The organism is Colwellia sp. F1 (assembly GCF_056238625.1).
This window is the reverse complement of record NZ_JBWDLI010000005.1, coordinates 110,740-123,707: the sequence shown is the minus strand read 5'-3', so window position 1 is coordinate 123,707 and position 12,968 is coordinate 110,740. Positions and strand designations below refer to the sequence as shown.

Below are 12,968 nucleotides of genomic sequence, written 5' to 3'. Positions count from 1 at the left end.
TATTTGATTGTATGCAACTAAGGCATGAATATGTTTGACGTTCCAAAAATAAATATAAAAGACAAAGTATCAGCACAAGAGTGGCAAACACGTGTTGATTTAGCAGCCTGTTACCGTTTAATGGTCATGCATGGATGGGATGATCTTATTCATACCCATATTTCAGCACGCATTCCAGACAGCGAATACCTATTAATTAATGCCTTTGGTTTGGCTTTTGAAGAAGTTACTGCCTCAAATTTAGTTAAAATTGATATTGAAGGTAATATTATTGATAAAGACTGCCCGTTTGAAATAAATCCCGCAGGCTTTACTATTCATAGTGCTGCCCATGAAGCGCGGCATGACGATATGTGCGTCATGCATGTGCACACCAATGAAACAATTGCGGTTGCAAGCTTAGAAGAAGGCTTGTTACCTTTAAGCCAATATTCAATGTTTGCGCTGGCCTCACTTAGTTACCATGGCTATGAAGGCTTAGCGGTTAACCATGAAGAAAAGCTAAGAATACAACAAGATTTAGGCGACAAAAACTTTATGTTATTGCGTAACCATGGCGCATTAACTATGGGTAAAACCATTGGTGATGCCTTCATGCACATGTACGACTTAACCCGAGCGTGCCAGATACAATTACAAATTATGGCAACCCAAATGCAGCCTATATATGCTCCGCAAAGTATTATTGACGGCATTAAAGCGCAAGCGAGTATTGTGCATACAGGTAAAACCGGCGGTGAAACTGCGTGGCCAGCGATGGTGCGTAGAGTGTATCGCCAATACCCAGATTTTGCTGATTAGCTATTAGCTAGTTGGTGCATAGCTTAATTCGCTGTTAAGCATATGCATTGATTAGTGTCAACGCTGTGCTTGTTTCGTTAAATTGAACTTGAACCAAATGGCTTAAAGCAGACAATTAATGGCTTAGTCATTAGTGTTAAGATAAATTGAAAAATTGAAAAATTGAAAAATTGATAAATTAAAAGAGATAAAAATGAAAGTTACCCATGTAGAAGTATTTAATATTCATTGCCCTAAACGCCCGGGTTGGAATCCCGTTTTTGTACGCGTTCATACTGATGAAGGTATAAGTGGTGTTGGTGAAGCAGGCTTAGCGTACGACTGGGGACACAGTGCAGCGGCCGCCATGATCAAAGAAATTTCAGAAGCCGTGTTAATAGGCTTTAACCCTTTTAACACGGAATTATTATGGTCACGCATGCTCAGAGAAAGTTTTTGGGGTTTAGGTGGCGGACCGGTAATTTATGCAGCCATGAGTGCAATAGACACCGCACTTTGGGACATAAAAGCCAAAGCCTTAGGCGTGCCTGTTTATCAGTTACTGGGCGGTAAAGTAAACGACAAGTTACGCACCTATGCTAGCCAATTGCAATTTGACTGGGACAGCGAGGTTAACAAATTAATTGAACCAGAAGAATATGCACAAGCGGCATTAAAAGCGGTGAGTGAAGGTTATGACGCCGTTAAAGTTGACCCCATTGTTTATAACAAAGATGGTAGTTCGTCGTTTGACCGCACTAAGCTTTTTACCAGACCACAAATGCGCCTTTTTGGCGACAGATTACGGGCCATTCGTGACGCGGTTGGCCCAGACGTTGATATTATCTTTGAATCGCACTCACTTATGGGGGCGGCTTCAGCCATTCAAATGGGCGCTATCGTCGAAGAAGTTGACTGTATGATGTACGAAGAGCCGGTAAACTACTTAAACTCAGCTGTACATAAAAAAGTTGCTGATAATGTTAATGTGCCTATTGCTGGCGGCGAGCGTTTGTATCATCGTTGGGATGTGCGTCCTTATTTTGAAGATCAAAGTATTGATGTGCTTCAACCGGATGTTGGTTTGTGTGGTGGTTTTACTGAAGCTAAAAAAGTGTGTGATTACGCCGATGTTTACGATATTCGCATACAAGCCCATGTTTGTGGCGGCCCGGTAGCAACAGCAGCATCATTGCATTTAGAAACAGCAATTCCTAATTTTTTAATTCATGAACATCACACTTACGCGATAAAAGATTGGAACCGTGAGCTCTGTTTACAAGACCCGCAACCGGTCGACGGTTTCTTCCAAGTGACTGAAGTGCCCGGTATTGGTATTGAGTTAAATGATGAAATAGTGAAACGTTCACCGCATGTTACGATTAAATAAAGTCGCTCACTAGCGGGTAATTTACTCAGTATTTAATCTTTTAACTTTTAACTTTTAATTAAGGTGTTAAATGAACAACAGAATCAATAACATTATTGCTATTTTTACTCGCAATAATAAGAGGCTAAGCCAAATAATACTGGTGGTGTCGATGTTTTTTTCTTCAGTAGCAATGGCGAGCACGGACCTTATTTTGACTAAACCCGTGCTTACATTAGCGGGGGCTAAATTAATTGCTAATGCTGCCGCTAACAAGGCACAAACAGAAAACTGGCATGTTACTATTGTTATTAATGATCAAAGCGGTAAGTTGCTGTATTTAGAGCGTATGGATGGCGCACAATTATCAAGTATTGATGTGGCAATTAACAAAGCCAATACTGCGGCGTTATATAACCGTGCAACAAAAGTGTTCCATGACCGAGTCAAGCAAGGAGAGTTAGCATTAACAACTCTGCCAGATATGTTGACGTTTGATGGAGCATTACCCATTAAAGTCGACGGTGTATTAGTCGGCTCTATTGGCGTAAGCGGTGTAAAAGGGAGCCAAGATGCTGAAATAGCTAAGGCCGGTATTGATGCTTTTTTGACAGTGCTTGCTCAAAAATAACCGTAAAAGCGATTAGATAACGTTATACCTAAGCCAGTTCTCACTTAATTAAAGGTGAGCTGGCTTTTTTATTTTTCTAACAGCAATGCGCATTACTGAGGTTTAATGAGTTTGTAATAATGTAAGGCATTATTACTGCTTATATCTATTAAATAGCTGTTTACCTCTGTTGTTGAGAGTGTGTAATTTTTTGTCAGGGTTTGCTCACATGCCGCTAACAATGTTTGCCAATAGTCTTGATAACTTTTAGCCAGCAGTGTTAAAGGAAAATTACTCGCTAACATTAATCGCTTTTGACCAAAGCAAGTTAAGCCATGTAAAAACACCTGTTGTACCCAGTCATCGCTATATTGTCTTTGTATCATCTCCCAACCAGAGCATTTAAGGGCACAGTTTTCAAAGCGGCTTAATAAGCAAATGGCTTGCTGCCAGTTTTTCCAGTCAATTATGCTATTAGCATGGCAACTGTTTTCTCCCAGTTTCTGTATCGGAGGAAAGCCCGCATGATTAATAATGCACTGTAAGTCTGGTATCAGCGCGAGTACTTGCATTAGTGCGTTAACAGCGTGAACATCTGTTAAGGGCATTTGTACGTCAAAACTCAGTTGATGTGCTGCAAGTTGTGCTAAGTTTTTTCTTACCTGGGGATGCTGTAAAATATCACTTGCGCTATTATCGAGTATGTACCGACAACCTACCACACATGAAAATGCTACTAGCTGCTTTAATTGCTGGTTAAACTCAGTTTCTGTGGCGGTAATATCAACATAGCCCACCGCAGTAAAACGTATGTCACTGGGTAAGGTTAATGATGCTAACCATGCTATTTCTTGCCAAGGCTCTTCGTTGTTAAAACCTGCTTCTATATGCACAAACCCTTTTATTGCCAATGGCGAAGTGAGTAACAAGTCATTGACTGAAAAGTTTTGTGCGATAACAGGCTTATCAGGCCAAAAGGGTGGGTTATTTGGTTTTAGCCAATGATAATCACCTTGTGTTAAATTGAATAAATGTAGGTGGGGGTCGATTATTTTCATGTTTTCTCACATTGATACTGCACCACTGTAATACACAGACTCCGCCGCTTTTCTAACTTTTATGCTAGCGCGTATTATTGCACGGTATAGCCACCATCGATCACTTGTAAGCTACCGGTAATAAACTTCGCTTTATCAGACGCTAAAAATAATACCAGCTCAGCCACTTCTTCAGGTTGGCCTAAGCGGTTGAGCGGCTGCAAACTTGCTTCTTCACGATGAACCTCAGCTTTGTTTGCCCCTGACTTTTGACAATAATTGTCAATAGCTTGATGGTACAAAGGGGTTTCAATGGTGCCAGGGCAAACCGCATTGGCACGAATATTAAAGTGAGCGTAATCTAAGGCGGTAGTTTTAGCTATTGATGCTAGCGCACTTTTACTAAGGTTATAGGCAAATGAATTGTGTTTGGCAATAAGCGCTTGCTCAGAAGACATTAAAATGATCGCGCCGCTGTTGTTGCTTTTCATGCTGGGCAACACCGCTTTTATCGCAGTATAGGCGCCTTTAACGTTAATATTAAATACCTGGTCAAATTCAGCTTCACTGGTGTTTTCAATGTTGGCAGAAAAATGAATACCGGCGTTCGACACCAGTACATCAATGTTATGTAGCTGGCTAATACGCGTAATAATACCGGTAAGTTGCTCACTATTAGTGACATCACACAAACAAAACTCGCCCAATGTTGAGGGAGTTAAATCAAGATTAAACACTAAATAATCATGGGCTAAAAATAGTTTTACTATGCTTAACCCTATACCTGAGCTGCCGCCCGTGATAACGCAAACCTTTTTCATTAAACATCACTTTGTTATTAATAGGACTTTGATACTAAATCATACCGTTATCGCTAGATGACTTCCATTTTCTTGTCAATATTATTTCGTTTCTTCTGTCTGTGATTTCGTTATAATGAAGCTAATTAAGTCAGTTGAGAGTTTTTCATGAAAGCATGCGGTGTAGAAATTAAAAGTAATGAAGCCATAATTTGTATTATGTCAAAAGAAAATAACTTGTATGATATTCCTCATACCCGAGTACAAAAAATTAGTTTAGATAACGCGGGAGACGCTGAACATGTACAAAAATTTCAGTTTACTTTTGCTAAGCTAATGGAAGATTACCAAGTTACCCATGTTGTTATTAGAGGCCGAGCATTAAAAGGTAAGTTTGCGGGTGGGCCGATTGGCTTTAAAATAGAAGCAGCCATTCAGCTAATAAAAACGTTAGAGGTACAAATTCTGGCCAGCAGTTTTATTAAAAAAGAACTAGCGAAAAGCCAAATTGATATCGATTTTCGCGATACCGGTTTAAAACAGTACCAAGAGCAAGCGTTTGATACCGTGTTTGCTTTTTTAGAAGGACAATAAAGCGTTTATTCAACAATAGGTGTTGGGTAAATTATGAGTTAATCACTGCAAGCTATTAGGAATTGTTATGAAAGAAGCGATACGTCAACTCTCTAAAATACTCTTATTAACGACAGTTTTTATGCTACAAGCTTGTGGTGGTTCGGGCGATAAAACTGTTTTCTCTATTACTGCAGACATTAGTGAAGCCAGCTTTAGTCACGAGTTTTTACAAGCGTCTACCGAGACGATTGCAATAGAAGTCAATTTTGTTGGTGAAGGTTTGTTGGTTGGTTTTGCACCAGAAACATCACCGGTATCTTGGCTTGAATATAGCACAGAAAATATTACTGATAATTCAGCGACGGTTTATATTAGCCTTGTAGATACGCAGAATTTACCGGCTAATGCGTATAAAACAAAACTCAGGCTAGCAAGCAGTAACAGTAACTCGAGTAAGTTTGCTTTTCATGATATTGATGTTTCGTTATTGATTTGGAACTTAGCAGTAGATAACGCTAACGTTAGTTATCGCGGTACTTATGGTGACGAAACGATCGCTGCTCAAACTATTACCATCGCCAGTGAAGCAAAAGCATGGCTTGCTAGCACTGACGTCGACTGGTTATCTCTTGATGTTACTTCAGGCAATGGTGCTGGTGAAATACTGGTGACGCCCGATATTAGTGCTTTGCTAGCGCCAGGCTTATACCAAGGTAACATTGTTTTAACAGACGTTACCTCTGGTGACACTAAGTTAGTGCCTGTTGCTTTAGCGTTAGATAATATTTACTTATTTGCTGACCAAACTGCCGTTGCCTTAGCGGCAACAAGTGCTATTTCAACCTTAGAAAAAACACTTAATATTGGTAATACAAGTGATTTAAATATTACTTGGCAAGCGTCTACAACCGCAAACTGGCTAACATTAACCAAGGTGAACAATGGGCAATTAAAAATTACCGCCGCACCTACTAAAGCCCCGATGAACGCTAATTCCAGCGCGAAAATTACTATTGCATCTGATGCAACTGTAGCAGCGATCAGCGAAACAATTACAGTGAATTTTTATAACAGCAACACGGCTATTGAAAATAAAACGCTAACTGCGCTAGCAGCTAATAATAATGACATAGTGGTGTCGCCGCTAAAACCTGAGTTTTATTTGGGGGTGGCTAATCAATTTAAGGTGTATCATCAATATACTGGTGAGCTTGAATCTAGCCTGACAGTATCACCAGAAGGTACTGTGTTAGAACAACTTATAATGCATCCCAATGGTGATTATATATTAGCAAAAGCCACTGAAACCATACTGGCTGATGACGATACAGCTTCTGATATTGTTCATCGCTATAAAATTAACCTGTTAAACAATACTTTTACTGAAATTACCGATAGTAATATCACCTTTGAGCCCACCGCAATAGTGCGTTTGTCGGGGCGCTATTTTGTTGTTACCCAAGCGCTAGAATTTGCCGATGAAAGTCTTCAACGGCTCTTTTGGGATGCAGACAATGCCTACCTAACCAATAAAGTTGATGTTGCCACACAGGCCAATACACTGTTTGCCTTAGACAACAAGGCGGCAGCGATAAAGCGTTATGTACCCCAAGTAAATGACTTTGCCGAGCAGAGCATATCAGTACGGTTAACGCATGACTATCACCCTGTGCTATTAGCAGATAACCAGGTCATTTATGATTTTATCGTTACTAACGATGAAGCTAATATTTACACCATTAGCCCAAGCAGTGAATGGTTAAGTTTTGATGGCGACAGCTTTACCGACCATGGTTTGCTCGAAGCTAACAAAAACATAGTGACGTTATTTTTAGCAAAAAATAACGCTAGCCAGCCAAGTTACTTTCGAATTGATACTACCGATGAGCTTGGTTTTTATTTAGCTATGTATGATAATCAGCAAGCCATTTTATCCACCACTTACACTCAAGGGGGGCAACCGGCTCACCTTAAGTTATCTGGCGATAACCAACGCTTAATTAGCACCTTTGCCCCGACCAGTGAACCCGAGGTTGCCTCAACAGTAAGGTTAACAACAATTACTCCCTAGCGTTCACTCGCTACACCAACATAACTTAATAGTTAAGTAAATAAAGGGGTATGTATGCCTCTTTATGTTTGGTTAGCATTCTAGTGTAAAGCTCAACAGTAAATTTTCTTGATGTAATTAAAACTTCACACCGTAAGCGATAAGCAAGTGTTAAAAGCTTACCGCTTAATTTACTGTTAGCTAAGGATAGGATATTGTTATATTAATTACACTTAAAGAGCATTAAAGCATGAGCAATACTGAAGCATCATTACCAACTGGGGTCATTGCGCGGTTTCTAAACTTTGTAGAAAAAGCGGGTAATAAATTACCTGATCCAGCCATTATCTTTTTATTCGCTATGTTAATTATTTGGGGGTTATCTTGGTGGTTTTCAGGCGTTAACTTTGATGCGGTAGACCCCAGAACGGGCGAAGCAATCATTATTAATAATATGCTGGCAAGTGACTCCTTAGCCACATTTTTATCTTCCATGGTTAAAACATTTACCAGTTTCGCGCCCCTAGGTGTTGTGCTGGTTGCCATGTTAGGTGTTGGTGTTGCTGAGCATTCGGGCTTTATTAACACCGGCCTTAAACTTATGCTTAAAGTGACGCCTAAAAAGCTGTTAACGCCGTCCATTATTTTAGTCGCTATTGTAAGCCATACCGCAACTGATGCAGGCTATGTTTTAGTTATTCCCTTGGCAGGGGTGATATTTTATGCCGCAGGACGACATCCATTAGCGGGGATTGCCGCCGCATTTGCTGGGGTAAGTGGTGGTTTTGGCGCTAACTTTATTCCTTCTGGTATTGACCCATTACTGCAAAGCTTTACTCAAAGCGCGGCACAGATAATTAATCCAGCAATGACAGTTAACCCGCTAAATAACTGGGGATTTGCTTCTGCTTCTAGTTTATTTATTGTTGTATTGGGCTGGTATATTACGGATAAAATAATCGAACCACGTTTGCAAAAAACAGCGGTTGATGGTGATAAAGAAGATTTACCTGTATTTGAAGACGCCCGCGGTGACGAAAAGCGTGCTTTTATCATGGCAAGTGCTGTGATGGTTGTCGGCTTGGCTTTACTTGCTTATGTATCAGCGCCAAGTGATTCAGCCCTGCGAAGTAGTGATGGCTCGTTAACGAACTTTAGCTCGCCGTTAATGCAATCTATCGTGCCGTTGATCTTTTTGTTATTTTGGATACCTGGTGCTGTCTATGGGTTTACAGTAGGTACCTTTAAAAGCTCTAAAGACATGATAGATGCTATGAGCAAAGCCATGGGCGGCATGGCGTACTATATTGTTATGGCGTTTTTCTGTTCTTTGTTTATTGCAGCGTTTAGCAAGTCTAACTTAGGCGCATTACTGGCAATTGAAGGAGCGCAATTATTAAAAGCAATGGCATTACCCAGTGCAGTAACTGTTGTTGGCATTATCTTTTTAACCGGCTTTGTTAATTTATTTGTTGGTTCAAGTTCGGCAAAGTGGGCTTTACTCGGGCCAGTATTTGTTCCTATGTTAATGCAACTCGGTATTTCACCTGATTTAACCCAAGCGGCCTATCGTGTTGGTGACTCTAGCTCTAATATTATTACGCCGTTAATGCCGTACTTTCCGCTAGTGGTTGTTTACTGCCAAAAATATGTTAAAAACACTGGTATAGGGACATTAATTTCTATCATGCTACCGTATTCAATCGCGTTTATGATTGGTTGGAGCCTGTTTTTACTAGGCTATTGGGCGCTAGGCTTGCCGTTAGGGCTTGACGCAAGTTATGTTTATCCTACAGTAACTCCCTAATAACCGCTGTATAGAGCGATAACATACAACTAAAATACAAAAACCTTGTCATGAAAGTGGCAAGGTTTTTTGCTTTTTTACGCCAGTAATAGTTAAAAGGTATAAGAAGTAGCCAAAGCAAGTAAAAATATTCTTTCAAAAAAGTGCATAACATGATTTAATCAAACAACTGTTTGAGGTCTGACCACTGATTAGATGATATACATTATTGTCAAGTGATTGTAAAAATATTGGAGATACACCTATGCCTGAATACAAAGCGCCGATTAGAGATATGAAATTTGTCATGCAAGAACTACTTGATTGTGACAGCCATTATCAAAAACTTGGTTATGAAGATGCAAGCCTTGATATGATCGATGCCATTATGAGCGAAGCAGCTAAATTCACTGAGCAAGTTATTGCCCCTATCAACCAAATTGGTGACGAGCAAGGGTGTACTTGGAAAGATGGCGCGGTTACCACGCCAGATGGGTTTAAAGAAGCTTATCAACAATATGTTGAGGGTGGCTGGCCAACATTATCACAAAATGTTGATTTTGGCGGGCAAGGTTTACCGCACTCATTAAATACAGCGTTAAATGAGTTTTTCTCTGCTGCTAACCACAGTTTTGCTATGTACCCTGGTTTAAGTCATGGCGCATTAGCTACCATTGAAGCACATGGCAGTGAGCTGCAAAAAAAGACTTTTATGCCTAAGTTGGTAGAAGGCACCTGGACAGGCACCATGTGCTTAACCGAGCCCCACTGTGGTACTGATTTAGGGATGTTGCGTACCAAAGCTGAACTGAACGATGATGGTAGCTACGCCATTAGCGGCACAAAAATATTTATTTCAGCAGGTGAGCATGACTTATCTGACAATATTGTTCATATCGTTATTGCGAGAATCCCAGGCTCACCAGAAGGAAGTCGTGGTATTTCATTGTTTATCGTACCGAAGTTTAATGTTACCGACACTGGTGAGGTAAGCGATAAAAATGCCGTGTCTTGTGGTTCAATTGAGCATAAAATGGGCATTAACGCAAATGCTACCTGTGTGATCAACTTTGATGGCGCAAAAGGGTATTTAATTGGCGAGATCAATCGTGGTTTAAATTGTATGTTTACCTTTATGAATGCCGCACGTTTAGGGGTGGCGAGTGAAGGTGTTGCTGCAGCTGATGCCGCTTTTCAAGGGGCATTAGCGTATGCACAAGACAGATTGCAAATGCGCTCTTTATCCGGCGTGAAAAACCCCAATGGCCCAGCAGACCCTATTATTGTTCATCCTGATGTTCGTCGTATGTTACTAACGCAAAAGTCTATTGCAGAGGGTGGCCGTGCCTTAATTGGCTACTTAGCCCAGCTAGTGGATATTGGCCATGCCAGTACTGATGAAGCAGAAAAAGCAGTGGCAGAAAGTAAGTTAGCCTTGTTAACACCTATTGCAAAAGCATTTTTAACTGAATTAGGTTTAGAGTGTACTAGCCATGGTGTGCAAGTATTTGGTGGCCATGGTTTCATTAAAGAATGGGGCATGGAGCAATTAATGCGTGATACCAAAATTAGTTGCTTGTACGAAGGTACTACAGGTATTCAAGCACTTGATTTACTTGCGCGTAAAATTTTAGGCTCTAAAGGCGAAATAATGAAGCCATTTGGCGCAGAAGTAACAGACTTTTGTGTTGCCAATGCAGGCGATAAAGCCATGCAAGAGTTCATTCAACCCATTATGACCTTAAGTGCTGATTGGCAAAAAATGACTGAAACAGTCGGCGTAAAAGCGATGCAAAACCCTGATGAAATTGGCGCTGCATCGGTTGATTATTTAATGTATTCTGGTTATTTAACCTTGGCTTATTTTTGGGCTAAAATGGCGAAAGTAGCACAAGAAAAATTAGCCGCTGGTGATGATGACAAAGCGTTTTATCAAGCTAAAATTAAAACAGCACGCTTTTACTTTCAACGCATTCTACCAAGAGCAAATGGCCATGCAGCGTGTTTAGCCAATGGTGCAGATTCTATGATGGCGCTAGGTAGCGACGAGTTTATTTTTTAATGTCTTAGTCAGTTTGTCCAAACCTAAAAAGAGGAGCATATTGCTCCTCTTTTGGTTTAGTGTGTTTACTTTAAATAGTTTGCTGTAATGCTTTGTTGATGCAGATTTTAAGTGTGCTCAGCTAAAATAACATCTGCTATTTTTGCAGCAATCATAATCGTGGGGGCATTAGTGTTGCCACTAATTAAGGTGGGCATTATTGAAGCATCAATAACGCGCAAACCTTCTATGCCATGCACTGTTAACTTACTATCAACTACCGCCATATCATCACTGCCCATTTTACAAGTGCCAACCGGGTGATAAATCGTATTGGCTTTGCTTTTCAAAAATTCTAAAATTTGTGCATCGGTTTGCGTGTCAATGCCAGGTAATAATTCGTTGCCGTTCATTTCGCTAAGCGGTGGCTGAGATAAAATTGAGCGAGCAACCTTCACGGCTTGGATCATATCTTTTTGATCATCTTCATGGCTGAGCATGTTGAGGTGAATTTTCGGGTGTAAGTGAGCGCTATTGCCATATAAGGATACGCTGCCACGGCTTTTAGGCCTTAATAAGCAAGCGTGTAAGGAAATTCCATAGTTAAATAACATGTTAAAGTTACGGCCATGGTCATCAAAAGCCGCAGGAATAAAATGTAATTGTAAATCAGGGCGAGCTAAATTAGGTGTTGATTTAATAAATCCCCCAGACTCCGCAATGGCAGAAGTTAAAATACCACGACGCTGCTTAGTTGTATCATTTTTATCTTGTGTGTTGTCGTGTGCTTTATTTAATTTTTTATTGCTAGCATTGTGTCGAAGACGAGCAAGGGGAAGCGGAAAATATTTTAAGGCTTGCGTGAAAAACCACCAGGCAGCTTTTGGGCGTAATGCTAATAAGTCAGAGCGTTTATGACAATTGACCACGACTATGTCAGGATGGTCTTGTAAGTTTTGTCCTACACCAGCTAAGTCATGCACAAGAGGTATATTGTGTTTGGCTAATTCATCTTTAGGGCCTATGCCTGATAACATCAATAATTGCGGCGAGTTAAAAGTACCTGCGCTAAGCAATACTTCTTTGTTTGCTGTGATAGTGAACAATTTTCCTTTCACTTTGTAGCAAACACCTTTGGCTACTTTGTTGGCGTTAATGCATATTTTCTGAACATGAGCATCTGTAATCACCGTTAAATTTGAACGGTGCAGATTAGGTGTTAAAAAGGCTTTAGCAGCACTGCAACGCTGGCCATTAAGTTGCGTTACTTGATAGTAACCCACACCTTCTTGATTTTCGCTATTAAAGTCATTATTTAAAACAAAACCTGCGTGTTGTGCTGAAGCGATAAAACTGTCATGTACTGATGGCTTTGAACGGGAGTCGGCCACATTTAATGGGCCGTCTACACCATGAAACTCACTTTGACCACGCTCTTGGTGTTGGGTACTTTTAAAGTAAGGTAATACATCATTAAATGACCAACCATCATTCCCTAAAGCCGCCCAATGGTCGTAATCTTCTTTTTGCCCACGCGTATAAAGCATGGCATTGATAGCGCTGCTACCACCTAATGTTTTTCCGCGTGGATTAAATATTTCTCGGTTATTTTGTGAAGGCTCAGGCGCAGAATTAAATTGCCAATTAAGCACCTTATCTCGCATTAATTCGATGATCCCTATCGGCATATGAATGCTCCAGTGCTTGTCTTTAGGACCTGCTTCTAACAAACAAACTTGGTACTTACCGCAAGCGGATAACTTATTGGCTAAAACACAGCCCGCAGAGCCGCCGCCAATAATGATAAAATCAAAATTGTGCATGAATTATCCCTTATAAATAGAGCAAGTCAGACCACTATGAGGGAAGTTATTGCAATATTCAAGCATAATATATTGTGCATAAAATAAGCGATAGGT

General features: G+C 40.4%; 10 protein-coding genes. 7 read left to right on the top strand and 3 right to left on the bottom strand.

Features of this window, described 5'->3' with window-relative positions:
- Positions 1–30: 30 nt before the first annotated feature.
- The 3 genes from AC0UA9_RS06305 (at position 31) to AC0UA9_RS06295 (ending at position 2,780) form a co-directional block, all read left to right on the top strand.
- Positions 31–801: a class II aldolase/adducin family protein gene (locus tag AC0UA9_RS06305; protein ID WP_475658471.1), complete on the top strand. Its 771-nt coding sequence runs from the start codon at positions 31–33 to the stop codon at positions 799–801.
- A 193-nt stretch (positions 802–994) separates the two neighbouring features.
- Complete coding sequence (locus tag AC0UA9_RS06300) at positions 995–2,170, top strand: mandelate racemase/muconate lactonizing enzyme family protein (protein WP_475658468.1); 1,176 nt, start codon at positions 995–997, stop codon at positions 2,168–2,170.
- Between the two features lie 70 nt (positions 2,171–2,240).
- Positions 2,241–2,780, top strand: coding sequence for a GlcG/HbpS family heme-binding protein (locus AC0UA9_RS06295; protein WP_475658465.1), 540 nt, complete (start codon positions 2,241–2,243; stop codon positions 2,778–2,780).
- A 92-nt stretch (positions 2,781–2,872) separates the two neighbouring features.
- On the opposite strand, the gene AC0UA9_RS06290 is transcribed toward AC0UA9_RS06295, so the two are convergent.
- Positions 2,873–3,817, bottom strand: coding sequence for an amidohydrolase family protein (locus AC0UA9_RS06290; RefSeq protein WP_475658462.1), 945 nt, complete (start codon positions 3,815–3,817; stop codon positions 2,873–2,875).
- A 74-nt stretch (positions 3,818–3,891) separates the two neighbouring features.
- On the bottom strand, positions 3,892–4,617 hold the full coding sequence (locus AC0UA9_RS06285; protein ID WP_475658460.1) for an SDR family NAD(P)-dependent oxidoreductase: 726 nt from the start codon (positions 4,615–4,617) through the stop codon (positions 3,892–3,894).
- Positions 4,618–4,764: 147 nt separating this feature from the next.
- Here AC0UA9_RS06285 and AC0UA9_RS06280 point away from each other — a divergent pair, with 147 nt between their 5' ends.
- The 4 genes from AC0UA9_RS06280 (at position 4,765) to AC0UA9_RS06265 (ending at position 11,070) form a co-directional block, all read left to right on the top strand.
- Positions 4,765–5,190, top strand: coding sequence for a DUF3010 family protein (locus tag AC0UA9_RS06280; RefSeq protein WP_475658455.1), 426 nt, complete (start codon positions 4,765–4,767; stop codon positions 5,188–5,190).
- Positions 5,191–5,257: 67 nt separating this feature from the next.
- Positions 5,258–7,243: a hypothetical protein gene (locus tag AC0UA9_RS06275; protein ID WP_475658453.1), complete on the top strand. Its 1,986-nt coding sequence runs from the start codon at positions 5,258–5,260 to the stop codon at positions 7,241–7,243.
- A gap of 229 nt (positions 7,244–7,472) precedes the next feature.
- Complete coding sequence (locus AC0UA9_RS06270; RefSeq protein ID WP_475658451.1) at positions 7,473–9,029, top strand: AbgT family transporter; 1,557 nt, start codon at positions 7,473–7,475, stop codon at positions 9,027–9,029.
- Positions 9,030–9,273: 244 nt separating this feature from the next.
- A complete protein-coding gene (locus tag AC0UA9_RS06265) occupies positions 9,274–11,070 on the top strand; it encodes an acyl-CoA dehydrogenase C-terminal domain-containing protein (RefSeq protein WP_475658448.1) in 1,797 nt (598 codons plus the stop codon).
- A 107-nt stretch (positions 11,071–11,177) separates the two neighbouring features.
- On the opposite strand, the gene AC0UA9_RS06260 is transcribed toward AC0UA9_RS06265, so the two are convergent.
- Positions 11,178–12,872, bottom strand: a complete 1,695-nt coding sequence (locus AC0UA9_RS06260) for a GMC family oxidoreductase (protein ID WP_475658445.1) — start codon at positions 12,870–12,872, stop codon at positions 11,178–11,180.
- Positions 12,873–12,968: the final 96 nt, after the last annotated feature.

Bases quoted from the DNA above. Each gene is read 5' to 3' on its own strand.
- AC0UA9_RS06305 (WP_475658471.1), top strand. From the start codon at position 31: ATGTTTGACGTTCCAAAAATAAATATAAAAGACAAAGTATCAGCACAA.
- AC0UA9_RS06300 (WP_475658468.1), top strand. From the start codon at position 995: ATGAAAGTTACCCATGTAGAAGTATTTAATATTCATTGCCCTAAACGC.
- AC0UA9_RS06295 (WP_475658465.1), top strand. From the start codon at position 2,241: ATGAACAACAGAATCAATAACATTATTGCTATTTTTACTCGCAATAAT.
- AC0UA9_RS06290 (WP_475658462.1), bottom strand. From the start codon at position 3,817: ATGAAAATAATCGACCCCCACCTACATTTATTCAATTTAACACAAGGT.
- AC0UA9_RS06285 (WP_475658460.1), bottom strand. From the start codon at position 4,617: ATGAAAAAGGTTTGCGTTATCACGGGCGGCAGCTCAGGTATAGGGTTA.
- AC0UA9_RS06280 (WP_475658455.1), top strand. From the start codon at position 4,765: ATGAAAGCATGCGGTGTAGAAATTAAAAGTAATGAAGCCATAATTTGT.
- AC0UA9_RS06275 (WP_475658453.1), top strand. From the start codon at position 5,258: ATGAAAGAAGCGATACGTCAACTCTCTAAAATACTCTTATTAACGACA.
- AC0UA9_RS06270 (WP_475658451.1), top strand. From the start codon at position 7,473: ATGAGCAATACTGAAGCATCATTACCAACTGGGGTCATTGCGCGGTTT.
- AC0UA9_RS06265 (WP_475658448.1), top strand. From the start codon at position 9,274: ATGCCTGAATACAAAGCGCCGATTAGAGATATGAAATTTGTCATGCAA.
- AC0UA9_RS06260 (WP_475658445.1), bottom strand. From the start codon at position 12,872: ATGCACAATTTTGATTTTATCATTATTGGCGGCGGCTCTGCGGGCTGT.